Origin of the sequence: Streptomyces purpurascens, assembly GCF_045040895.1 — a bacterium.
GTDB lineage: Bacteria > Actinomycetota > Actinomycetes > Streptomycetales > Streptomycetaceae > Streptomyces > Streptomyces purpurascens.
This window is the reverse complement of record NZ_CP108341.1, coordinates 6,091,148-6,114,337: the sequence shown is the minus strand read 5'-3', so window position 1 is coordinate 6,114,337 and position 23,190 is coordinate 6,091,148. Positions and strand designations below refer to the sequence as shown.

At 71.3% G+C, this 23,190-nt stretch carries 22 protein-coding genes; 9 read left to right on the top strand and 13 right to left on the bottom strand.

Annotated features, from left to right (window positions below; all coding sequences use genetic code 11):
- Window positions 1–133: 133 nt before the first annotated feature.
- Window positions 134–2,041, bottom strand: coding sequence for a translational GTPase TypA (typA, locus tag OHU35_RS28025; protein ID WP_189723042.1), 1,908 nt, complete (start codon window positions 2,039–2,041; stop codon window positions 134–136).
- A gap of 235 nt (window positions 2,042–2,276) precedes the next feature.
- The gene (locus OHU35_RS28020; protein WP_189723041.1) at window positions 2,277–4,406 is read right to left on the bottom strand and encodes an ABC transporter family substrate-binding protein; all 2,130 of its coding nucleotides are present in this window, start codon (window positions 4,404–4,406) and stop codon (window positions 2,277–2,279) included.
- Window positions 4,407–4,695: 289 nt separating this feature from the next.
- On the opposite strand from OHU35_RS28020, the gene OHU35_RS28015 reads away from it, so the two are divergent.
- The 5 genes from OHU35_RS28015 (at window position 4,696) to OHU35_RS27995 (ending at window position 8,981) form a co-directional block, all read left to right on the top strand.
- Window positions 4,696–4,986: a hypothetical protein gene (locus OHU35_RS28015; RefSeq protein WP_189723040.1), complete on the top strand. Its 291-nt coding sequence runs from the start codon at window positions 4,696–4,698 to the stop codon at window positions 4,984–4,986.
- A 55-nt stretch (window positions 4,987–5,041) separates the two neighbouring features.
- Entirely contained in the window at window positions 5,042–5,878 is an 837-nt protein-coding gene (locus tag OHU35_RS28010; RefSeq protein ID WP_405507285.1) for a hypothetical protein, read from the top strand.
- Window positions 5,879–5,894: 16 nt separating this feature from the next.
- On the top strand, window positions 5,895–7,832 hold the full coding sequence (locus OHU35_RS28005; RefSeq protein ID WP_189723038.1) for a fumarate reductase/succinate dehydrogenase flavoprotein subunit: 1,938 nt from the start codon (window positions 5,895–5,897) through the stop codon (window positions 7,830–7,832).
- On the top strand, window positions 7,829–8,605 hold the full coding sequence (locus OHU35_RS28000) for a succinate dehydrogenase/fumarate reductase iron-sulfur subunit (protein ID WP_189723037.1): 777 nt from the start codon (window positions 7,829–7,831) through the stop codon (window positions 8,603–8,605). The genes OHU35_RS28005 and OHU35_RS28000 overlap by 4 nt, the downstream gene beginning before the upstream one ends.
- A 97-nt stretch (window positions 8,606–8,702) precedes the next feature.
- Window positions 8,703–8,981 carry a hypothetical protein gene (locus tag OHU35_RS27995; RefSeq protein ID WP_405507283.1) on the top strand — a complete coding sequence of 93 codons (279 nt, stop codon included), beginning with the start codon at window positions 8,703–8,705 and terminating at the stop codon, window positions 8,979–8,981.
- A gap of 24 nt (window positions 8,982–9,005) precedes the next feature.
- Here the strand turns inward: OHU35_RS27995 and OHU35_RS27990 are convergent, their stop codons facing one another.
- The 6 genes from OHU35_RS27990 to OHU35_RS27965 all read right to left on the bottom strand — a co-directional run bounded on the left by OHU35_RS27990 (window position 9,006) and on the right by OHU35_RS27965 (window position 15,587).
- The gene (locus OHU35_RS27990; protein WP_189723035.1) at window positions 9,006–11,699 is read right to left on the bottom strand and encodes a SpoIIE family protein phosphatase; all 2,694 of its coding nucleotides are present in this window, start codon (window positions 11,697–11,699) and stop codon (window positions 9,006–9,008) included.
- A gap of 252 nt (window positions 11,700–11,951) precedes the next feature.
- Entirely contained in the window at window positions 11,952–12,347 is a 396-nt protein-coding gene (locus OHU35_RS27985) for an ATP-binding protein (protein ID WP_189723034.1), read from the bottom strand.
- A gap of 172 nt (window positions 12,348–12,519) precedes the next feature.
- Window positions 12,520–12,972, bottom strand: coding sequence for a (deoxy)nucleoside triphosphate pyrophosphohydrolase (locus OHU35_RS27980; protein WP_359886685.1), 453 nt, complete (start codon window positions 12,970–12,972; stop codon window positions 12,520–12,522).
- A gap of 69 nt (window positions 12,973–13,041) precedes the next feature.
- The gene (locus tag OHU35_RS27975; RefSeq protein ID WP_184590840.1) at window positions 13,042–13,227 is read right to left on the bottom strand and encodes an SPOR domain-containing protein; all 186 of its coding nucleotides are present in this window, start codon (window positions 13,225–13,227) and stop codon (window positions 13,042–13,044) included.
- Between the two features lie 341 nt (window positions 13,228–13,568).
- A complete protein-coding gene (locus tag OHU35_RS27970) occupies window positions 13,569–14,321 on the bottom strand; it encodes a GntR family transcriptional regulator (RefSeq protein ID WP_189723032.1) in 753 nt (250 codons plus the stop codon).
- A gap of 147 nt (window positions 14,322–14,468) precedes the next feature.
- Window positions 14,469–15,587, bottom strand: coding sequence for a septum formation family protein (locus OHU35_RS27965; protein WP_405507281.1), 1,119 nt, complete (start codon window positions 15,585–15,587; stop codon window positions 14,469–14,471).
- 244 nt (window positions 15,588–15,831) lie between these two features.
- Between OHU35_RS27965 and OHU35_RS27960 the strand changes: the two genes are divergently transcribed.
- Window positions 15,832–15,981, top strand: coding sequence for a hypothetical protein (locus tag OHU35_RS27960; protein ID WP_359886694.1), 150 nt, complete (start codon window positions 15,832–15,834; stop codon window positions 15,979–15,981).
- Window positions 15,982–16,031: 50 nt separating this feature from the next.
- Here the strand turns inward: OHU35_RS27960 and OHU35_RS27955 are convergent, their stop codons facing one another.
- Window positions 16,032–16,937, bottom strand: a complete 906-nt coding sequence (locus tag OHU35_RS27955; RefSeq protein WP_405509345.1) for a LysR family transcriptional regulator — start codon at window positions 16,935–16,937, stop codon at window positions 16,032–16,034.
- Between the two features lie 88 nt (window positions 16,938–17,025).
- On the opposite strand from OHU35_RS27955, the gene OHU35_RS27950 reads away from it, so the two are divergent.
- Both OHU35_RS27950 and OHU35_RS27945 read left to right on the top strand, forming a co-directional pair.
- Window positions 17,026–17,856, top strand: coding sequence for an oxidoreductase (locus OHU35_RS27950; protein ID WP_359886699.1), 831 nt, complete (start codon window positions 17,026–17,028; stop codon window positions 17,854–17,856).
- 215 nt (window positions 17,857–18,071) lie between these two features.
- Window positions 18,072–19,652, top strand: a complete 1,581-nt coding sequence (locus tag OHU35_RS27945) for a S8 family peptidase (RefSeq protein WP_405507280.1) — start codon at window positions 18,072–18,074, stop codon at window positions 19,650–19,652.
- A gap of 57 nt (window positions 19,653–19,709) precedes the next feature.
- Here OHU35_RS27945 and OHU35_RS27940 read toward each other — a convergent pair whose 3' ends face one another.
- Genes OHU35_RS27940 through OHU35_RS27930 form a run of 3 tightly spaced genes read right to left on the bottom strand, consistent with a single transcriptional unit; the run spans window position 19,710 to window position 21,361 of the window.
- A complete protein-coding gene (locus tag OHU35_RS27940; RefSeq protein ID WP_189723028.1) occupies window positions 19,710–20,132 on the bottom strand; it encodes an arsenate reductase ArsC in 423 nt (140 codons plus the stop codon).
- Window positions 20,133–20,162: 30 nt separating this feature from the next.
- Entirely contained in the window at window positions 20,163–20,894 is a 732-nt protein-coding gene (locus tag OHU35_RS27935; protein WP_405507278.1) for an aquaporin, read from the bottom strand.
- Window positions 20,891–21,361 carry an ArsR/SmtB family transcription factor gene (locus tag OHU35_RS27930; protein ID WP_405507276.1) on the bottom strand — a complete coding sequence of 157 codons (471 nt, stop codon included), beginning with the start codon at window positions 21,359–21,361 and terminating at the stop codon, window positions 20,891–20,893. Before OHU35_RS27930 ends, OHU35_RS27935 begins: the two co-directional genes overlap by 4 nt.
- A gap of 81 nt (window positions 21,362–21,442) precedes the next feature.
- On the opposite strand from OHU35_RS27930, the gene arsM reads away from it, so the two are divergent.
- Window positions 21,443–22,192 (top strand): arsenite methyltransferase, encoded by a 750-nt coding sequence (gene arsM / locus OHU35_RS27925; protein ID WP_189723026.1) that lies wholly within the window; start codon window positions 21,443–21,445, stop codon window positions 22,190–22,192.
- Between the two features lie 30 nt (window positions 22,193–22,222).
- On the opposite strand, the gene OHU35_RS27920 is transcribed toward arsM, so the two are convergent.
- Window positions 22,223–23,119 (bottom strand): helix-turn-helix transcriptional regulator, encoded by an 897-nt coding sequence (locus OHU35_RS27920; protein WP_189723025.1) that lies wholly within the window; start codon window positions 23,117–23,119, stop codon window positions 22,223–22,225.
- Window positions 23,120–23,190: the final 71 nt, after the last annotated feature.

Sequence of the window (23,190 nt, the reverse complement as noted above, 5' to 3'; positions counted from 1 at the left end):
AAGGGTAGTGCGAGCTGGGCGCTCCGGACGGCTGTCCCCGCCAAGTCGAGGGTTTTCCCTCTACCTCTTCTTCACCGACGACGCCGGGCACCCCGCATCGCGGGGTGCCCGGCGTCGTCGTGCGTGGCAGGCGTCAGCCGTGCTTGGCGCGGCTCGCGGCGCGGGCGCGCTCGCGGGCGTCCAGGTTCACCTTGCGGATGCGCACGGCCTCCGGGGTGACCTCGACGCACTCGTCGTCGCGGCAGAACTCCAGGGACTGCTCCAGCGACAGCTTGCGCGGCGGGACGATCGCCTCGAACGAGTCGGCCGAGGAGGACCGCATGTTGGTGAGCTTCTTCTCCTTGGTGATGTTGACGTCCATGTCGTCGGCGCGGGAGTTCTCGCCGACGATCATGCCCTCGTACACCTCGGTGCCCGGCTCGGTGAACAGCACGCCGCGCTCCTGGAGGTTGGTCATCGCGAACGCGGTGACCGCACCGGCGCGGTCGGCGACCAGGGAGCCGTTGTTACGGGTCTGGAGCGTGCCGAACCAGGGCTCGAAGCCCTCGTGGATGGAGTGGCCGATGCCCGTGCCGCGGGTCTGGGTCAGGAACTCCGTACGGAAACCGATCAGACCGCGGGAGGGGACGACGAACTCCATGCGGACCCAGCCGGAGCCGTGGTTCGACATGTTGTCCATGCGGCCCTTGCGCACGCCCATGAGCTGCGTGACCGCGCCCATGTGCTCCTCGGGCACGTCGATCGTCATGCGCTCGACGGGCTCGTGCGTCTTGCCGTCGACCTCCTTGGTGACGACCTGCGGCTTGCCGATGGTCAGCTCGAAGCCTTCCCGGCGCATCGTCTCGACCAGGATGGCGAGCGCGAGCTCACCACGGCCCTGGACCTCCCAGGCGTCCGGCCGCTCGGTGTCCAGCACGCGGAGGCTGACGTTACCGATCAGCTCGCGGTCGAGGCGGTCCTTGACCTGGCGGGCGGTGACCTTGCGGTCCTTGACGGCCGCCTTGTTGTCGGCGCCCTTGCCGGTGGCACCACGACCGACCAGCGGGGAGGTGTTGGTGCCGATGACCATGGAGATCGCGGGCTGGTCGACCGTGATCAGCGGCAGCGCGACCGGGTTCTCCGGGTCGGCCAGGGTCTCGCCGATCATGATGTCCGGGATACCGGCGACCGCGCAGATGTCACCGGGGCCGGCCATCTCGGCCGGCTTGCGGGTGAGCGCCTCGGTCATCATCAGCTCGGAGATGCGGACGTTGCTGACGGACCCGTCGCGCTTCATCCACGCGACCGTCTGGCCCTTGCGCAGCTCGCCCTGCTCGACGCGGAGCAGCGCGATACGGCCGAGGAAGTTGTCGGCGTCCAGGTTGGTGACGTGAGCCTGGAGCGGGGCGGCCTCGTCGTAGGTCGGGGCCGGGATGTGCTCCAGGATCGTGGAGAAGAACGGCTCCAGGCTGGTGGAGTCGGCGGGGACCGTGCCGTCGTCCGGCTTGGTCAGCGAGGCGATGCCGTCGCGGCCGCAGGCGTAGACGATCGGGAACTCGATCTGCTCCTCGTCGGCGTCCAGGTCGAGGAAGAGGTCGTAGGTCTCGTTGACGACCTCGTCGATCCGGGAGTCCGGGCGGTCCGTCTTGTTGATGCACAGGATGACGGGCAGGCGCTGCTGCAGCGCCTTGCGCAGCACGAAGCGGGTCTGCGGCAGCGGGCCCTCGGAGGCGTCGACGAGCAGGACGACACCGTCGACCATCGACAGACCGCGCTCGACCTCACCGCCGAAGTCGGCGTGGCCGGGGGTGTCGATGATGTTGATGGTGATGACGTCCCCCCCGGCCTTCGGGTGGTACTTCACCGCCGTGTTCTTGGCCAGGATCGTGATGCCCTTCTCACGCTCCAGGTCGTTCGAGTCCATCATGCGGTCGTCGACGCCCTCGAGCTGGTGGGCGGCGAAGGCACCGGCCTGCTTCAGCATGCCGTCGACGATGGTGGTCTTGCCGTGGTCGACGTGGGCGACGATGGCGACGTTGCGGATGTCGTGGCGCGTGGCCATAAGAAGGCGTACTCCCGGAGTGTGAGGAAGGCCCTGCGCGGACGTCTGCGGTGCGCGGACCCTGCCGGGCTCAACATGCCACGGCCTCACCCCATGGTACGGGTGCGCGGCGGCTGGGCTTAGCCGGGATACGTCAGTGCTGGTCAGGACGGTTTTCAGACTGTTCGGCAGCCGCTCCGGGTCTGCTGGGGGCTGCCGCCCCCGGACCCCCGCTTCGGCCTGAACGGCCTCGTCCTCAAGCGCCGGACGGGCTGGCAGCACCTGACGGGCCCGATGCCGGCTTCGCGCCCTTCTTCAGGAAGCCCATGTCCTCGTAGATCGGGGTGCCGAGGCCGAAGGCGCCGGTGTTGACCAGGTTCTTGCGGGCGGCGATGAGCTGGGGGCGCTGGAAGAGGGGGATCGAGCCGGCCGCCGCCCAGATGCGGGAGTCCGCCTTGCGGATGAGGGAGCGGGACTCGCCCTCGTCGAGGGTGGCCACGGCCTGGTCGAAGAGCTGGTCGACCTGGTCGGTGCCGACACGGGTGTAGTTCTGCTCGACGTTCAGCGAACCGTCGGCGGCCGGGACGGGCTTGGCGTAGACGGGGCGGGCGTCGGTGGCGGGGAAGGCGGAGGCGGGCCAGGAGTACAGGGCGAGGTCGTACTGGCCGGACGCGATGTGGTCCTTGAAGTAGGACTCGTCGGAGACCTTGGAGATCTCCGTGCCGATGCCGACGCGCTCCAGCATGCGGGAGATGCGGTCGGCCACCGTGCGCAGTGTCTGGGAGCCGGGCCCGGAGGGGAGCACGAAGCGGAGGGTGAGCGGCTTGCCGTTCTTGGCGAGCGGGGCGGCCTCGCGGCCCGCCGGGGCGGCGGTGCCCATGGGGGCGTACGCGCCGGGGGCGCCGCCCTGGTGCGGCTGCTTGTACTGCTTGCCGTCCTGGGCGAGGTGGGCCGGGTCGTTCTCGCGGTGTGCCTTGCCGTCCTGCCGGTCCTTGTCGTCCGCGCCGACGATGTACTCGCCGTCGTCGTTGCGGGACTCGTCCTCGGAGGACCTGCCGGCCTTCTCGCCCTCGGCGCCGGCCGCCTTCTCCCCCTTCTTCTTCTGTTCCTTGATCGGGCCGCCCCGCACCCACCCGGCGTCCGCGAGCAGCGCCTGGGCCTCCTTGGTGTCCTGGCCACCGAGGGCGCCGCTGTTGTCGGCGTAGGCGGCCTGCCCGGACAGGGCGAGGTGGCTGCCGACCGGTACGGCGGGCAGTCCGAGGGGCTTCAGCACGGCCTTGGCCAGTTCCTTGCGGTCCAGGGCACGAGCCACGGCCCTGCGGACGCGCTCGTCGGCGAGCGGCCCCTCGGCCCCGTTCAGGGCAAGCTGGGTGAAGGCCGGCTCCAGGGACTTGCGCACCTCGAAGCCGCGCAGGGCCGGCTGCTGCCGGGCGTGCTTGGCGGCCGCCTTGCGCGGCTTCCGGTCCGCCTCGGGGCCCATCACCGGGCTGCTGGAGCCCCGGGGGCGGGCGGCGACGGTGATGCGGCGGGCCTCGGAGGGGGCGATCTCGGCCAGGTCGATGGTGCCGGCGGCCAGCTCGCCGGCCCGCTTCTCGCGCGGAACGGTGCGCAGCACGATCTCGGAGAGCTTGGCCGGCCGGCCCCACCAGCGCGGGTTGCGGGTGAGGGTGATCTGCTCGTCCTTGCGGCTGAGCTTCTTCACCAGGAAGGGACCCGCGGTGACCTTGAGCTTCTTGCGTGCCCCGTCGTTGAAGGAGTCCGGGGTGCCCATGACGTCCTTCGGGTACAGCGGCGAGAACAGGGAGCGCCAGTCGGCGTAGGGGCGGCTGAAGGTGACCCGGACCTCCAGGGCGTTGTCCCCGCGCTCGATCTTCTGGATGCGGTCGTAGCCGGCGTTGCGGGCGGTCCAGTAGGCGGTGTCCTTGCCGGCCAGGGCACGCCACTGGGCGGCGAAGTCGGCGGCGCCGATCTCCCGTCCGTCGCTCCAGACGGCCTGCTGGTCGAGCTTGTACAGGACGACCTGCTTGGGCTCCGTCTCGACGACCTTGGCGGACTCCAGGTAGGCGGGGTTGGCCTCCGGGCGGCCGTCGGCGTTCATCCGGAACATCGACGGCAGGACGGCCTGGGCCACGCGGGTGGTGGTGGCGTCGGCGTCCGACTGGAAGGTGTTCAGGGTGTCGGGCACGGAGTCGACGGCCCAGCGCAGGGTTCCGCCGTCGGTGATCCGGTCGCGGGGCGCGGGCTGGATGTCCTGCCCGGCGAGCGGCTTGCCGGCCGGATCCTCGGAGCCGCATCCGGCGAGCGCGGGCACCGCGAGCACTCCCGCGGTGAGGAGGAAGGCGACCGAACGCGAGACCGCACGCGGGCCGACGCCGTGCTGGGACATCTGTGCTACCTCCGGAAAGCCGCGGGCGTTATGATCACTTTTGGCGGTATTTGGATTTCATCTGATGTATGCGGCCCACTGAAGAGGAAAGGGTTCGGCAACACAGGGCGACACGGCGGTCACGGGTAGAGAGTCACCCGTGCGGAGCAATACACGGCACGGTGCACCCGCGCGCCTCGGCCAATCGATGCACATCCCTTCACAGCACAAGGTGTGACGCGCAACACTCGCAGGCGCATGAACGTTGCCGCCTTGGGCCTCGAAGGACCCGCGGAAGTGAGGGCAAGTCATGTCCGTTCACGACGAACTGACGTCAGTCCAGCGCAGTCTCGACGACCTGCTCCGGTCGGTGGGGCGCCTGGAGAAGCAGCTCGGCACCGGCGGCCTGGAGATGCGCCGCGTCCGTGCCGACGCCAACCATCTGCGCGAGAGCGTCGCCCTGCTGCGCGACGCCGCCGCCTCGCCGGCCGCACCGAAGCGCCCCGAGCTCGTCACCATCTCGGACGCGCCGTACGACTCCGCCCTGTGGCGCGACTCGGACGACGAGGGGCTCGGCGCCCGCGACCGGCGCGCTCCCTGACCGGGCAGGAGTCGTACGACCGGCACCTCCCCCGAACCCCGACCGGAGTCGTCACGTGACCACTGGTACGGAACCTCCCGCCACCGAACCCCAACCCAGAAGCGGCGGCGTACGGGCGGGTACGCGCGCCGCTATCTCCGCCCCGCACCTGCGCACCGACCGCTGGTGGCTGGCCCCGGTCGGCACGGCCGCCGGCCTGCTGGCCTTCATCGTCTACTCGACCTGGCGGGCCTTCGCCGACGCCCACTACTACGCGGCGCCGTACGTCTCGCCCTTCTACTCCCCGTGTCTGGCGGAGCGGTGCGAGCCGATGAAGGCCGGCCCGAACTGGGAGATCTTCGGCAGCTGGTGGGGCATCTCGCCCGCCGTCATCATCCTGATCTTCCCGCTCGGCTTCCGGCTGACCTGCTACTACTACCGCAAGGCCTACTACCGGGGCTTCTGGGCGTCCCCGCCGGCCTGCGCGGTGGCCGAGCCGCACAAGAAGTACACCGGTGAGACCCGCTTCCCGCTGGTGCTGCAGAACATCCACCGGTACTTCTTCTACGCCGCGATCGCGGTCGCCGGGATCCTCACGTACGACACCGTGCTCGCCTTCCGCGACGAGAACTACGCGTGGGGCCACATGGGCCTCGGCACGCTGGTGTTCCTGATCAACATCGTGCTGATCTGGGCGTACACGATCTCCTGCCACTCGTGCCGGCACATCGTCGGCGGCAAGCTCAAGCACTTCTCCAAGCATCCCGTGCGCTACCGGATGTGGCAGTGGGCCGGGAAGCTCAACGCCCGGCACATGCAGCTCGCCTGGGCGTCGCTGGTGAGCGTGGCGCTCGCCGACTTCTACGTCTATCTGGTCGCCTCCGGCGCCTTCGACGATCCGCGGTTCTTCTGATGAGGGGGGCGTTCTGATGTCCGTGGTCGACCGGCAGGAGTGGGACGTCGTCGTGGTGGGCGCGGGCGGGGCCGGGCTGCGCGCCGCCATCGAGGCCCGCGAGCGGGGTGCCCGTACGGCCGTGATCTGCAAGTCGCTGTTCGGCAAGGCCCACACGGTGATGGCCGAGGGCGGCATCGCCGCGGCGATGGCCAACGTCAACACCGGCGACAACTGGCAGGTCCACTTCCGCGACACCATGCGCGGCGGCAAGTTCCTCAACCAGTGGCGGATGGCCGAGCTGCACGCGCAGGAGGCGCCGCAGCGGGTGTGGGAGCTGGAGACCTGGGGGGCGCTGTTCGACCGCACCAAGGACGGCCGGATCTCCCAGCGCAACTTCGGCGGCCACGAGTACCCGCGTCTCGCCCACGTCGGCGACCGCACGGGCCTTGAGCTGATCCGCACCCTCCAGCAGAAGATCGTCGCGCTGCAGCAGGAGGACTTCAAGGAGACCGGCGACTACGAGTCCCGTCTGAAGGTCTTCCAGGAGTGCACGGTCACGCGCGTGCTGAAGGAGGACGGCCGGGTCTCGGGGGTCTTCGCCTACGAGCGCGAGTCCGGCCGCTTCTTCGTGCTCGAAGCACCGGCCGTCGTGATCTCGACCGGCGGTATCGGCAAGTCCTTCAAGGTGACGTCGAACTCATGGGAGTACACCGGCGACGGCCACGCCCTGGCCCTCCTCGCGGGCGCTCCCCTGCTGAACATGGAGTTCGTGCAGTTCCACCCGACCGGCATGGTCTGGCCGCCGTCGGTGAAGGGCATCCTCGTCACCGAGTCGGTGCGCGGCGACGGCGGTGTGCTGCGCAACTCCGACGGCAAGCGGTTCATGTTCGACTACATCCCCGATGTCTTCAAGGACAAGTACGCCGAGTCGGAGGACGAGGGCGACCGCTGGTACGACGACCCGGACAACAACCGGCGTCCCCCCGAGCTGCTCCCCCGCGATGAGGTGGCACGGGCGATCAACGCCGAGGTGAAGGAGGGGCGCGGCTCGCCGCACGGGGGCGTGTTCCTCGACGTGTCGACCCGCATGCCCGCCGATGTCATCAAGCGCCGGCTGCCGTCGATGTACCACCAGTTCAAGGAGCTGGCGGACGTCGACATCACGGCGGAGGCGATGGAGGTCGGGCCCACCTGTCACTACGTGATGGGCGGGGTCGCGGTCGAGTCCGACACGGCGGCGGCCCGCGGGGTGCCGGGGCTGTTCGCGGCCGGTGAGGTGGCCGGCGGTATGCACGGCTCCAACCGGCTGGGCGGCAACTCCCTCTCCGACCTGCTGGTGTTCGGCCGCCGGGCGGGCTGGCACGCGGCCGAGTACGCGGCCGGGCTGGCCGGGGCACGGCCCGTCGTGGACGACGTCCAGGTCGACTCCGCCGCCGCCGAGGCGCTGCGGCCCTTCTCGGCCGAGGCCGAGATCGAGGACCCCGCCGGGGGCCCGCCGGAGAATCCGTACACCCTGCACCAGGAACTCCAGCAGACGATGAACGACCTGGTCGGCATCATCCGCCGCGAGCCGGAGATGAAGCAGGCCCTGGAGAAGCTGGCCGAGCTGCGGGTACGGGCGCGCCGGGCCGGGGTCGAGGGGCACCGGCAGTTCAACCCGGGCTGGCACCTCGCCCTGGACCTCAGGAACATGCTGCTGGTCAGCGAGTGCGTGGCGCGGGCCGCGCTGGAGCGCACCGAGTCGCGCGGCGGGCACACGCGTGAGGACCATCCGGCGATGGACCGCAAGTGGCGCCGCATCAACCTGCTGTGCGCGCTCACCGACCCCACGGGCGGGCTGGCGGTGGACCCGGTCCGCGGCCAGATCACCCTCTCCAGCGAGACCACCGAACCCGTCCGTGCGGACCTGCTCGCCCTGTTCGACAAGGAGGAGCTGGTGAAGTACCTGGCCGAAGAGGAGCTGTACGAGTGAGCGGCTACGAAGCCCGCTTCAAGGTGTGGCGGGGCGATGTCGGGGGCGGCGGCCTGGAGGACTTCAAGGTCGAGGTGAACGAGGGCGAGGTCGTCCTCGACATCATCCACCGCATCCAGGCCACGCAGGCCCCCGATCTCGCCGTGCGCTGGAACTGCAAGGCGGGCAAGTGCGGTTCCTGCTCGGCGGAGATCAACGGCCGGCCGCGGCTGCTGTGCATGACCCGCATGTCGGTCTTCGACCGGGAGGAGACGATCACGGTGACGCCGCTGCGGGCGTTCCCGGTCGTCCGCGACCTGGTCACCGACGTCGGCTTCAACTACACCAAGGCCAGGGAGGTCCCGGCCTTCGTACCGCCGGCCGGGGTCGCGCCCGGCGAGTACCGCATGATGCAGGAGGACGTCGACCGCTCGCAGGAGTTCCGCAAGTGCATCGAGTGCTTCCTGTGCCAGGACACCTGCCATGTGGTCCGCGACCACGAGGAGAACAAGCAGGCGTTCGCGGGCCCCCGTTTCCTGATGCGGGTGGCGGAACTCGACATGCACCCGCTGGACGCGGCCTCGGAATCCGGCCTGGACCGCAAGACCACCGCCCAGGACGAACACGGCCTGGGCTACTGCAACATCACCAAGTGCTGCACGGAGGTCTGCCCCGAGGGCATCAAGATCACGGACAACGCGCTGATCCCACTGAAGGAACGAGCGGTCGACCGCAAGTACGACCCGCTGGTATGGCTGGGCTCGAAGATCAGGAGGAGGTCTTCAGCAGGCTGAGGGCGGGCCGGCGCCCTCTGCCAGGTGCCGTACGTGCACATGGCCCTCCTGCGGATAGCCGGGCGGCGGTGCCGAGGGTGACGTCCTTGAGGACCACGTGGCCCGCCGGCAGCCCGTCCGCGCCGGAGGGCGGGACTTCCTCGACGGCGAACGCGTAGCGGCGGCCCTGCTCCCAGCCCCGCTGCTGCTCGCGCAGCCACCGCGCGGCGCTCGTCTCGTCGTCGACGGCGAAGGACGTCCAGCGGTGCAGGGCGTCGTCCCCGCCCAGTGCGGCCAGCCCTGCGGCGTCCCCGGGGGCCAGGGGCGCAGGAGCAGGGCGGGGGCCGTCGGTGTGGACGGCGCTCGGAGCCGTGCGGTGGGGGTCGGCATGGCGTGAGCGTACGGTGGCCGCGGGCCGTGCTCAGAACAGGCTCAGCAGCGCCTCCGCCGGATCCGTCAGGCGCGTTTCGCCGCCGGGCAGGGGGAGTTCGAACCAGACCGTCTTGCCCCGGGGCGTGCGCCGGGATCCCCACGCGGCGCTGAGGAGGCCGACGAGCTGGAGGCCGCGGCCGCCTTCGTCGGTGTCGCGGGCCCGGCGGCGGCGGGGCTGGACCAGGCCGGAGTCCCAGACCTCGCAGACCAGGGTGCGGTCGAGCAGCAGCCGGAGGCGGATCTCTCCCTCGCCGTAGCGCAGGGCATTGGTGACCAGCTCGCTGACCAGGAGTTCCGTCGTGTCGACCAGGGGTTCCATGTCCCAGCTGATCAGCTGGGCACGCGCGTACTCACGGGCCCGGCCCACGCTCCGCGGCTCGCGCGGCAGGGTCCAGTCGCCCACGGACTCGGTCGGCAGGCCCTGTACACGTGCCATCAGCAACGCGATGTCGTCCTCGCCGTGGTGGGTGTCGAGGGTGTTGAGGACGTGGTCGCAGACGTCCTCCAGGTATTGAGAGGGGTCGGTGCGCAGCGCCGCCGTCGAGGGGTGGTGGCCGGGCGACGGGCGGGCGGGGTCGGACAGGGCGCTGACGAAGGCCTGGAGGCCCTCGTCCAGGGGATGGTCGCGGCTTTCGACCAGTCCATCCGTGTAGAGCGCGAGCAGAGCGCCTTCGGGGAGTTCGACCTCGACCTCCTCGAAGGGCTCGCCGCCGACACCGAGCGGCAGGCCCGGCGGCACGTCGAGCATCAGGGCGGACTCGCCCGGTTCGACCAGGACGGGCGGCAGATGGCCCGCGTTGGCGAAGGTGCAGCGCCGGGTGACGGAGTCGTAGACGGCGTAGACACAGGTGGCGAGGTACACCTCCGAGAGGTCCGCCTCGCGGGGGCGGCGGGCCGCCCGGGTCGCCTGCGTGACACCCCCGGGGGCGCCGAGGCCGCGGGCGATCTCGTCCAACTGGGAGAGCACCTCGGCCGGTTCGAGGTCGAGCTGCGCCAGGGTCCGGACCGCCGTACGGAGTTCGCCCATGGCGACGGCGGCGCGCAGGCCGCGGCCCATGACGTCGCCGACGACGAGCGCGGTGCGGTGCCCGGGGAGTTCGATGACGTCGAACCAGTCGCCGCCGACCTCGCTGGGCCGGCCGGTGTTGGCGTTGCCGGGCAGATAGCGGCAGGCGATGTCGAGACCGGAGGCCTCCGGGTCGCCGGGCGGGAGCAGGGACCGTTGCAGTATCAACGCCCGCTCGTGCTCGCGCCGGTACAGGCGGGCGTTGTCGATGCAGACGGCCGCGCGCGCCGCGAGCTCCACCGCGAGATCGCGGTCCCGGTCGCCGAACGGCTCGCTGCCCTTCGTACGGGCGAACTGCACGAGCCCGACGACGGTGTCGTGGGCGACCATCGGCACGGCGAGCGTGGACTGCACGAGCCCCCCGTCCTCGCCGGGGACGGACTGGGGTCGGGCCGTGCGCAGGGCGTCCGCGCAGGCCGAGTTGAACGGGTAGTGGTGCACGGCGCCGACCGAGACGGGCACACCGGTACCGGCGAAGGGCTCGTCGGAGACGGCACTGGCGAAGGCCACACGGCGCAGCTCGGCGCTGCCGTCGGCGAGCCCGGGCGGGGTCTCGTCGCCCACCAGCAGGCCCTGGTACAGATCGACCGTGGCCAGGTCGCAGAAGCCGGGCACGACGACGTCGAGGAGTTGCCTGGCCGTGGTCTCCAGGTCGAGGGAGTTGCCGATGCGGGCGCCGGCCTCGTTCAGCAGGGCGAGGTTGCGCCGGGCGGCGGCGGCCTCGCGGGCGGCGGCACGGCGGGAGGTGATGTCGATTCCGAGCCAGGCGATCCCGATGGGCCGGCCCGAACCGCTGTGCACGCGGTAGAGGTTGACGGACCAGTGGCGGCGCTCGTCGGAGCCCGGCACGAAGCCGGTGACGTGCATGTCGGTGATGGAACTGCCGGTCTCCAGCACCCGGCGCAGCGTGGCGGCGACCCGGTCGGCCTCGCCGCGCTGGAGGTAGTCGTGGACGCCCTTGCCGCGGTGGTCGTCGACGTCACCGCCGAAGATCGACGCGAACCGCTGGTTGACGCGGCGGACCCGCAGGTCGGGGTCGATCAGGAGGAATCCGAACGGGGATTGACTGAAAATAGCCTGCGAGGCGGCGAGGTCGGTCTCGATGCTGCGCAGCGTGCGGACGTCGACGACGATGCAGACGGCGGCCTTCTCGCCGTCCTCGGTGCGCGTCGGCATGACGTACACCTCGGCGAGTCCCTCATGACCGCATTCGCCGCCCTCGGCGCCCTTGGGCATCCGGAAGGGCACCACGCCGGTCCACTCGCGGCCGTCGAGGATCTCGGCCATCTTGCGCATGCCCCGCTCGCGATGGCGCGGGTCGATGAAGGCCTCGATGGGGTCCATGCCGACGGCGCGTGCGGCGGAGATGCCGAAAAGGTGCTCGGCGCGCAGGCTCCACTGGTCGACCAGCCCGTCGGGGCCGATCGAGAAGGACGCGACCTTGATGTAGTCGTAGATGGATCCCGGGGGACTGCTCTGCCACATGGCGTCCCCGAGCGGGACCCCGTCGGCCGCGAGCGCACCTCCCACCGCGGAAGCCAGGCCGTCCGCGGCCCTGGCCCTCGCGCCGTGCGACGGGTCCTCGGACTCCGTGGCCTTCGCTGGTATCTCGCTCACGCGAACCGTCCCCTCCAGCTCACCGCGTCCGGCACCGGTCACCGGGGGCGGCTGCCCGCAGTATCCAGCACTACGGTGCCGCACAACACGGTGTTCACGATCACAGCACGGTCCCGATGGTTTTCGGTCCGGACCGTGACAACACTTCCAGTCTTCTAACCAGGGGACACGTCGTCGAATCACGTCTGCCGACAACCGCCACTGGCCTGAACCAATCGCTCGACAGTGACAGGGCGTACGTACACCGATTTTTCACCCCGGCACGACGAGTTCGAACCACACCGTCTTGCCCGCGGCGCCGGGCCGGGTACCCCAGCGGCGGCAGGAGGAGGCGACCAGTTGCAGTCCGCGGCCGCTCTCGTCCTCGGGCCGGGCGGCGCGCTCGCGGGGCGGGTCCGGGAGTGGGTCGGAGACCTCGACCCGCAGGACGCCGTCCAGGGCGGACGGTCGGAGCAGGCGGACCCCGATGGGGCCCGTGGCATGTCGCAGGGCGTTGGTGACCAACTCACTGACCAGCAACGCCGCGAGGTCGGCCAGGCTGTCGAGGTTCCAGTCGCGGAGTTGGCCGCGGACGACCTGGCGGGCGGTGCGCACGGCGCCCGGTTCGGCGGGAAAGGTCCACTCGGCGCAGTCACCTTCGGTGTCCATCACGCCGATCACTCCCAGACAGGAGGCCCGCCCATGTCCGGTTTCATGGGGTTAATGGGCACATACCCGATATCCGGGTCGGAGTACCGCGCGGGGCAGCGCACAGTGGCACGAAAGGCACAGGGGGGCGCCCGCACGGCAGACGCCCGACACCGCACGCCCCCGGATCGCCTCAGGCGCCGGGGACTTCCTTCGCGCCAGGGCCGGAAGAGGTGAGGCCTTCCGCGGCTCCGAGATGCGCGAGGGTCTGCCGTACGGCCGGGACGTCCTGGTCGAGCCAGTCCACGTCCCAGATCTCGCCGGGGCCCAGCCAGCGCAGTTCGTCGTGGTCCTCGAGGGGCTCGGGGGCGGCGGAGCCGGGGCGCAGCCGCGCGGTCCACACCTGCAGGACGTAGGGCGACTTCAGGGGCCACTCCCCCGGGACACGGCCGCAGGCCTCGGCGTCGACGCCGAGTTCCTCTCGCAGTTCCCGCACGAGCGCCGCGTCGGCCGTCTCCCCCGGCTCGACCTTGCCGCCGGGCAACTCCCAGCGCCCGGCCAGCTCGACGGGCGCGCTGCGCCGGGCCGCCAACAACCGCCCGTCGTCGACCAGCGCGGCACCTACGACGACGATCCGCTCACTCATGCGGGGAGCCTACGGGAGCACGGCCGGACACCGGCTCCGGGCGCAGGCACCGGGTGGCTCAGCCCCGCGTCACGCGCCCGCCCCGTTCTGCCCCAGCCGCTCGACCCAGTACAGCTGTTTGTGACCGCGGCCGTCGAGGCTGTCCGCGATCTTCTGGGCCTCGGACCGGGTCGCGTACCGGCCCACCCGGTAGCGGTTGCCGTTGTCGTCTTCTCGTATCACGAGCCAGGGAAGAGTGATCGTGCTGTCGTTCATCGCGCCCCTCCACTTCCCACCCGCGGCCTGTGCCGCGCCCCACCCGCTAAGGAAACCGCAATGCGCATATGCCCGACCCTACGCCTAACCTTCACGGAGCGAATACGGGTTTTCACAAAGAGGTACGCAACCAGCCAGAACGCAGGGGGCGCGCGCCGATGAACGCGCCGTCTGAGTACCTCGACGCATCCGGCCGGAGGCATACCGCAGACACCGCTGTCGACCTGCGAAGACGACGACCGGCCAGGAAATACGGACCGCCCCGTTCGACGACGGCCGCCTCGGTGATCGTGTGAGCGGGGCGCGCAGGGAGCGCGCCCCGGGACGGATGTGAGCGTTCGCTACTTGACCGGAAGGTGGTAGGCGACCCGGTACCGATCGGCCGGAATGACCACGTCGGCCGTCTCGACCGGGCGGCCGGAGGCGTAGAACGTGCGCTGGACGACCACGACCACATGACCGGGGACGCCGCCCAGGACGAGCAGTTCCTCGGCGAGCCCCGGACGGGCGCCGACCTCCTCGGTGACGTTGTCCACGATCACCTCGATCGCGCGCATCCGCTCGACGACGCCCATGCCGCCGAGCGGCCCCTCCTCCGGCAGCATCACGGGCGTACGGCCCGTCACCGAGAGCGGCTCCCAGGACGTGGAGAGCATCATCGCCTCGCCGCCCTCGCGGAAGAGGTACTTCGTGCACATCACCCGGTCGCCCGGCTCGATGTCCAGCCGCTCGGCGACCGCGACACTCGCCTCGGACTGCTCGCTGCTGGACTCCCAGGTGCCGCGCCCCTCTCCGTCGGCCTGCTCCTGGCGGAACGGCGTGGCTCCGCCGGGCGGGCGGTATCCGGAGCGGGAGACGCGCCGGGGTACGGGCCGCTCGCGCACATATGTCCCCGAGCCGGAGCGGCCCTCGACCAGCCCCTCCGCCATGAGCACCTTGCGGGCCTCCAGGGCGACGGTGTCCGAGACTCCGTACTCCTGGCGGATTCTGGCCTGGGAGGGGAGGCGGGTGTGCGGTGGCAGCTGACCGTCGACGATCTTCTGGCGGAGATCACCCGCGACGCGCAGATACGCCGGCTGCTCACCGAATGTCACTGGCCGCTCCCATCAGGTTGTACAGACAGCAACAGCGTGGCAACCGTAGGTTGTGCGATGCAAGCAAAGGCCAGAGAATCACTCGATGTGATGACATGGTGGCCCTGGGGGCTTTACGCAGGCACTTTCTCCCCGCTATAGCCGCCGTCACACCTCGACTTCGGAGTTCCCGCTCTCACTGTCGTTGAACGACGGCGGGGTGGTGGCCAGCCCGAGGGCCTTGCGCGCGGTGACGGTCGCCGGGCCGTCGACGTACGCGTACGCCTTCTCGTAGTGCGTGAAGTAGGTGTCCACGTCACCGGCCTCGCTCGCCTTCGACCACTGCTCGCGGGATTCTTCCATCTCCTCGACCAGGTCGGCGACGGGCTTCTGTGCGGCCGAGGGCCAGGAGTGGCCGCGCAGGGCCTCGATCTGTTCGCCGAGTACATCGTGCACCTGTGCGGCCCAGGCCCGGGGTCCGGCGAGGTCGTCCTCCGGGGGCTCTTCCGGCTCCTCGTACAGCGCCGCGTCGACGGCGTTGGCCGTGGACAGGAAGACGACCTGGTCGGTGTCGAGCGTGGTGGGGTCGCCGCGCAGGGAGCCGGTCAGCTCGGCCTTCGCGTCGGTGCTGCCGAAGACGCAGATGATCGCGCGGTCGCCGTAGCGCCAGCTCTCCCGGGACGGCATGAGGTAGTACACGTCGACGTCGGTCGGCATCGCCCAGGTGTCCATGGCGTACTGGCTCTGGAGCGCGTAGCACCTCTCGTCGGCGATGTCGGTGACCTTGCCGTCGCCCGGGAAGGCGCCGCCCGGCAGCGTGACGACCCCGAACACCTCACCGTCGTGCCCGTCTTGGCAGGAGACCGGGTCGACGTCGTAGGTGTCGCCCTCCAGACCGTCGGGCGCGTCGAAGCAGTCGCCCGTGTGCAGCGACAGGCTCTCGCTGCCCCGCGCGCCGTCCTCGAACTTCGCCCAGACCTCGGACGCGGCGCCCGTGGCCAGCACCACCCCCCACAGCACGGCTCCGACGGACGACAGCACCACCCCGGCGATCGCCATCCCTCGCCCGCTCTGCCCGGACCGCCGGATCTGCCACAGCGCGATCAGCCCCAGGACGAGCCCCGCGGCGGGCAGGAAGCAGAGCACGCCGAGCACGAGAGCGGCCACGGCGAGCGCGTTGACGGAGACCGGGGTGCCGTAAGGACGCTGCGCCTGAGGCCAGTTGGCAGGAGGTTGGCCGTACGGGTCCTGGGGCTGCGGGTTCCCAGGGGGCGGGGGTATCGACACGGGTTCGGTGCTCCTGGCTGAGGCGGTGGGCGGGGGTCTTTCGTACGGCTGCGCGCATCGTAAGCGGGCGCGGCAGGGTGGGACGGCGGCATGCGGCGCGGAGGGCTTCACCGACCGACGGCTGGTCAGTTCAGGTCACCGGGCCGGTCCGTGCTGATCCTGTCAGTGGCCCGGGCCGTAGCCGCGGCGAGGAGTACCTCGGTACGTTCGACGCGCCAGCACGACCGCGAGAACGACACGGCCTATGTGTCGCTCGTCGCGCACATCGCCGACGGCGCCGCCGTCCGGCAGATCCCCGTCGCCGGGGTCGTGGCGGCTGCTCGGCATCGAGGTCATCGGGGCCGGCACCGCCCTGCCGGCCGAAGTGCTGGAGCAGGCCCGCCCGGCGGGCTGACGGACCGGGCCGACGGGCCGGGAGGCCGTCGCGGACGGTGAGGGCCCGTGCTACGCCCTCTCCGTCACCCGCCGGCAGGCCTCCGCGTACGCCCGTACCAGCGGCCGCCGTTCGTCCTCCCGGCGCCAGGCCAGGACATAGCGGCTGGGGGTGACACCACGCACCGGGCGGGCCGTCACGCCGCCCAGGGTGAGCAGGGGGACGTTGCCCTCGGCCACCAGGCACACGCCGAGGCCGGCGGCGAGTGCCTCGTACGTCTCCTCCGTGCTCGCGATCTCGGCGCCGATCCGGGCCGGTCGGCCGTCACGCGCGTCCAGGGCGAGCCAGTAGTCGCGCAGCGGGCCCGTGCTCTCGGGCAGCGCGAGGAACGGCTCGTCGAGCAGGTCCGCGAAGTCGATCTCGGCACGGCCGGCGAGGGGGTGCGTCTCCGGCAGGGCGACCAGGAGCGGCTCCTCGGCGATGACCGTCCAGGCGAAGCGGTCCTGGCCGGGCAGCGGCAGCCAGACGAACGCCACGTCCGCGGCACCGTCGGCGAGGCCCGCGGTGGGGTCCTCCCAGTTCACCTGCCGCAGCCGGACGACGGCCTCCGGGTGCGCCGCCGTGAAGCGGGAGCGGATCGCCGGCAGCAGACCGCCGCGGACCGGGCTGGTGCTCATGCCCACCACCAGGATGCTGCGCTGCGCCGCCCGCGCCGACTCCACCGCGGCCGCTCCCTCCGCCCAGTCCGCCAGCACCCGCCGGGCGTGCGGCAGCAGTGCCGTACCGGCGTCGGTGAGGGCCACGCCGTGCCGGTCGCGCCGGAACAGCTCGACGCCCAACTGCCGCTCCAGGGCCCGGACCTGCTTGCTCAGGGCGGGCTGGGACACGTAGAGGCGCTCGGCGGCGCGGGTGAAGTGCAGTTCCTCGGCCACCGCCACGAAGTACCGCAGCTCCCGTACATGCACGTCCAGGGTCATAACCATTGGTTATCACCTTGAGTCTTGGACGGGGCAGCAGACCCGGCGAGAGGGTGAAGGACGTAACGACACGAGACGGGGAGCTGACATGAACAAGGTGTGGCTGATCACGGGTGCGAGCAGCGGCTTCGGGCGGGCGATCGCCGAGGCGGCCCTCGCGGCGGGCGATGTGGTGGTCGGCGCGGCCCGGCGCCCCGAGGCGCTGGACGACCTGGTCGCCGCCCACCCCGACCGGGTGGAGGCGCTGCGCCTGGACGTCGCCGACACCGGCGCCGCCGAGGCCGCCGTACGGGACGTCGTGGCGCGGCACGGGCGGATCGACGTCCTGGTCAACAACGCGGGCCGGACGCATGTCGGGGCCTTCGAGGAGACCACCGAGGAGGAGCTGCGGGCGCTGTTCGACGTGCACGTCTTCGGCCCGGCCGCCCTCAGCAGGGCCGTGCTGCCGTACATGCGGGAGCGGCGCTCGGGCGCGATCGTGCAGATGAGCAGCATGGGCGGACAGCTGTCCTTCGCGGGCTTCTCGGCGTACAGCGCGACGAAGTTCGCCCTGGAGGGCATGTCCGAGGGACTCGCGGACGAGGTCGCGGACTTCGGCATCAAGGTGCTGATCGTCGAGCCGGGCGCCTTCCGCACCAGTCTGTTCGAGACCGGACGGGCCGGCGCCAGTGCGGACACCGGGGTGTACGGCAAGGTCAGCGAGACCCGTGGGGCCGTCGCCGGCGGTGACGGTGCCCAGCCCGGCGACCCGGCCAAGGCCGCCGCCCTCATCCTCGCCGCCCTGGAGGCCGACCCGGCCCCGCTGCGCCTGCCCCTCGGCGACGACGGCGTCAGCGCGGTCCTCGGCCATCTCGACCAGGTGCGGGACGAGGTCGTGGCGTGGGAGAAGCGCACCCGGAACACGGGATTCGACGACTGAACGGTACATCTGGCGAACTGACGGCATATCTGACGACGCATCACAAGGGCCCTGCCTGTTCGTGCAGGGCCCTTGTGCAATTCCTGTGGAGGCCTCAATCTTTCGGCTGACGCACAGGAGTCGTCCTCGGATTGACATGACCATGACTCCAGGGTGGCTTCGACGGGCGTGCACCACACCCCACAGCGCACCACCGATCGAGGAGGACCCCTCAGATGGCAGTGATGCGTACTCCCCACGGATCCACCCGGCGAAGACTGGCCGCGCTCGGCGCGACGGCCACCGCGGCGCTCGTCGCGAGCCTCGTCTCCGCCCTCCCCGCCGGCGCGGCCCCGGTCGCCGCCGAGGGACGCGTCCAGTACGAGGGCGCCGCGAACGCCGTCGCCGACAGCTACATCGTCACCCTGAAGACCGCGAAGGCCGGTTCCGCCGAGGGCCGTGCCCTCGCGCACAAGTACGGCGCCGACATCGAGCGCACGTACACCAAGGCCCTGAACGGCTATGCCGTCGAGGCGTCCGAGTCCGAGGCGAGACGTCTCGCCGCCGACCCGGCCATCGCCTCCGTCGTGCAGAACAGGACCTACGGCATCACCGGGACGCAGCCCAGCCCGCCCTCCTGGGGCCTGGACCGCATCGACCAGAAGAACCTGCCGCTGAACAGCTCGTACACCTACCCGGACTCGGCCGGCCAGGGCGTCACGGCGTACGTCATCGACACCGGCGTCCGCATCACCCACAGCGACTTCGGCGGGCGCGCCTCCTACGGCTACGACGCCGTCGACAACGACAACACCGCCCAGGACGGCCACGGCCACGGCACCCACGTCGCCGGCACCGTCGCCGGGAGCGCCTACGGCGTCGCCAAGCAGGCCAAGGTCGTCGGTGTCCGCGTGCTGAACAACTCCGGCCAGGGCACCACCGCCCAGGTCGTCGCGGGCATCGACTGGGTCGCGGGGAACGCGGTCAAGCCGGCCGTCGCCAACATGTCCCTCGGCGGCCCCGCCGATACGGCCATCGACACCGCCGTACGCAACGCCGTCACCTCCGGGGTCACCTTCGTGGTCGCGGCCGGCAACGAGTCCACCAACGCCTCCACCCGGTCCCCGGCCCGGGTCACCGAGGCCGTCACGGTCGGCGCCACGACGTCGAGCGACGCGAAGGCGAGCTACTCCAACTACGGCACGGTGCTGGACCTGTTCGCGCCCGGCTCGTCCATCACCTCGGCGTGGAACTCGAGCGACTCGGCGACCAGCACCATCTCCGGTACGTCGATGGCGAGCCCGCACGTCGCCGGAGCCGCCGCCCTCCACCTGGCCGGCAACCCCACGGCCACTCCCGCGCAGGTCTCCGCCGCGCTGACGGCCGCCGCCACGACCGGCGTCGTCACCAGCCCCGGCAGCGGCTCGCCCAACCGGCTCCTGAACGTCGGCGGCGGTACGACCACCCCGCCCGGCCCGCGCTTCGAGAACACCGCCGACCAGGCCATCGCCGACAACGCCACCGCCGAGTCCCCGGTGACCGTCTCCGGTGTCTCCGGCAACGCGCCCTCGGCCCTGGCCGTCGAGGTCCACATCGTCCACACCTACATCGGCGATCTCCAGGTCCAGCTGATCGCCCCCGACGGCACGGCGTACACCCTGAAGGGGTACGGCACCGGCGGCAGTGCGGACAACATCGACACCACGTACTCCGTGAACGCCTCGGCCGAGGCCGCCAACGGCACGTGGACCCTCCGGGTGAGCGACAACGCCCGCCTGGACACCGGGCGGATCGACGCCTGGGCGCTTCAGTTCTGAACCTGGATTCCCTGACAGGCCCGGCCCGCCGTGAGGACGAGGCTCGTCCTCACGGCGTCACGCCCCGGCCGGGACGCCGAGTTCGGCGAGCAGACCGCGCACGCGCTGTTCGATGGCGTCCCGGATCGGGCGGACGGCGTCGACGCCCTGTCCCGCCGGGTCGTCGAGCCGCCAGTCCAGGTACCGCTTGCCGGGGAAGACGGGGCAGGTGTCCCCGCAGCCCATGGTGATGACCACGTCGGACGCCTGGACCGCCTCGGGGGTGAGGATCTTCGGGGTCTCGGCGGAGAGGTCGATACCGGCCTCGTGCATCGCCTCCACGACGGCCGGGTTCACGGTCTCGGCGGGTGCCGATCCCGCCGAGCGCACCTCGACCCGGTCGCCGGCGAGGCGGGCGAGAAAGGCGGCGGCCATCTGGGAGCGGCCGGCGTTGTGGACGCAGACGAACAGTACGGAGGGACGCGGGGCGGCAGCGCTCATGGCGGTGTCCTTGCAGACGGGGACGGTCGGTCAGGAGTGGGCGACTTCGGGCTCGCCGCGCGGGACGACGACGTGCGCCGCACGAGCGGGACGTCCGTAGACCATCGCGACGACGCCCAGACCGAGCGCGGCACCGAGCAACTGGGCCGCGATGAACGGGGAGACGGAGGCGGGGGCGATACCGGCGAAGGTGTCGGTGAACGCACGGCCGACGGTCACCGCGGGGTTGGCGAAACTGGTGGAGGACGTGAACCAGTAGGCGGCCCCGATGTACGAGGCCACGGCGGCGGGGGCCAGGGCTGTGCGGCCGATGCGCCCCAGGCCGAGAACGAGCAGGATCAGCCCGGCGGTGGCGACGGCCTCGCCCAGCCACAGGTGCCCGGCGAAACGGTCCTGGGTGGAGAACCTCACCAGCGGCTTCCCGAACATGGCGTCGGCCAGGACCGCGCCGCCGATCGCCCCGGCGACCTGCGCGGGCACGTACGCGGCGGCCTCCCGCAAGCTCGGGCCGGTGCCGTCGCGGCGGCCGGTGAACCAGACGGCGAGGGTGACGGCGGGGTTGAAGTGCGCGCCGGAGACCGGCCCGAGCAGCGTGATCAGCACGGCCAGGCCGAAGACGGTGGCGAGGGAGTTGGCGAGCAGTTGCACACCGGCGTCGTGCGACAGCTGGGCGGCCTGGATCCCCGACCCGACGACCACGGCGACCAGGAGCGCGGTCCCGAGCGCTTCGGCGGCGACGCGGCGGCCGAGGGGCGGGGTCATGGGGTGGCTCCGGTGACTCCGACGGCTTCGGTGACTCCGACGGCTCCCGTGGCTCGGGGGACTCCGGTGGGCTGCGGTGCGGCCGTGGCGGCCATGGCGGCGGTCCCGGCGGACTCCGGCGCGCTCAGGAACGCGGCGATCCGGTCCAGGACGCCGGGCAGCACCCAGTAGTACACCCACGTTCCGCGCCGCTCGCAGTCGATGAGAGCGGCCTGGCGGAGCAACTTGAGGTGGTGGGAGATCGTCGGCTGGGACAGGTCGAAGGCCGGGGTCAGCTCGCAGACGCAGACCTCGCCGCCCTCCCCGCGCGAGGCGATCATCGACAGCAGCCGCAGCCGCACCGGGTCACCCAGCGCCTTGAACACCTTGGCCAGCTCCCGGGCACGTTCCTCGTCCAGGGGCGCGGTGGCCAGGCCCTCGCAGCAGGCGGCGTCCTGGTCGATCACCTCGAGCTCTTGTTTCGACATGCCTCTATGTTGACGTTTTTCGATTCAAGGCGCAAGGTTGTATCAACAAACATCAATACAGCCCGTTCGGAGGCTACTGTCATGAGCGAGCACTCCACCGACCTGCGCGAAATCGTCCGCCACCGATACGCCGAGGCAGCCGTGTCGGTCACCACGGGCGGCACCGCCTGCTGCGGCCCCGAGCCGGTCGAGGTCGACGAGAACTTCGGCTCCACCCTCTACGCCACCGCCGAGCGCGACGCCCTGCCCGCCGCGGCGGTCGCCGCCTCCCTCGGCTGCGGCAACCCCACCGCCGTCGCCGAACTCCGCACCGGCGAGCGCGTACTCGACCTCGGCTCCGGCGGCGGCATCGACGTCCTGCTCTCCGCCCGCCGCGTCGGCCCGACCGGCAAGGCCTACGGACTGGACATGACCGACGAGATGCTCGAACTCGCCCTGGCCAACGCCGAGAAGGCGGGCGCGACGAACGTCGAGTTCCTCAAGGGCACCATCGAGGCCGTCCCGCTGCCGGCCGACACCATCGACGTGGTCATCTCCAACTGCGTGATCAACCTGTCCACCGACAAGCCGGCCGTGTTCGCCGAGACGTTCCGCGTGCTGAGGCCCGGCGGCCGGATCGGCGTCTCCGACATCGTCGCCGACGACGCCCTCGCCCCCGCTCAGCGTGCCGAGCGCGGTGACTACGCCGGTTGTATCGCCGGCGCGCTGTCCTTCGCCGAGTACCGGCAGGGCCTGGAGGCCGCCGGTTTCACCGACGTGGAGATCACCCCGACCCACGCGGTGGCCGACGGCATGCACTCGGCGATCGTCCGCGCGACCAAGCCGCGCTGACCGGCCGGTGCCGCGCGCGGCCCGGCGTGCTCAGCCCTGCCGCTGGTCGGGGGCGGCGGCGTCACCGGTGAACGGCGCCTCCTCGGTGGCGGCCCACGCGGTGAGCAGTTGGAGGGTGTCGTGGTCTGCCGAGCCGGGTGCGGCGCTGTAGGCGGTGAGGGTCAGGCCAGGCTGGGCGGGCAGTTCCATGGCGTCGAAGTCGAGGGTGAGGACACCGACCTCGGGGTGGCGGAAGGACTTGCGGCCGGTGTGGTGCAGGCGCACGTTGTGCCTGGCCCAGGCGGTGCGGAACTCCTCGCTGCGGGTGACGAGCTCGCCGATCAGGCCGGTCAGTTCGGTGTCGTGAGGGGCGCGTCCGGCCTCGGTCCGCAGCAGGGACACCGTGGTGTTCAGGGACTCCTCCCAGTCGGGAAAGAAGTCGCGGCCACGGGCGTCGAGGAACTGGAACCGGGCGATGTTGACCGTCCGGACGGTGCGGTCGGGGAACAGCGGGGAGTACAGGGCCCGGCCGAGGTGGTTGGTCGCGAGGATGTCCAGCCGGCCGTTGCGGATGAAGGCCGGGGAGTCGGTCATCGACCGCAGGACGCGCAGGACACTGTCCGGCAGGGGGCCACGGGCGCGTCTGGGGCGGCGGGCCGGGCGCTTGGCGGCGGCGCGGGCCAGGTCGAACAGATGGGCGCGCTCGGCGTCGTCGAGCTGGAGAGCGTTCGCCACGGCGTCGAGGACCTCCTCGGAGGCGCCGGCGAGGTGACCGCGTTCGAGGCGGACGTAGTAGTCGATGCTGACACCGGCGAGCAGCGCGACCTCTTCGCGACGCAGGCCCGGCACCCGCCGATTGCCGCCGTAGGCGGGCAGCCCCGCCTGCTGCGGCGTGATCTTGGCGCGGCGGGATGCCAGGAACTCGCGGACGTCGCTCTCGGTACTCACGCGTTCCAGGCTAGGCCCGGCGTGCCACGGGTGGGGGGCCCTGTCAGTACCTGTAACGGCAGTCCCTTCTC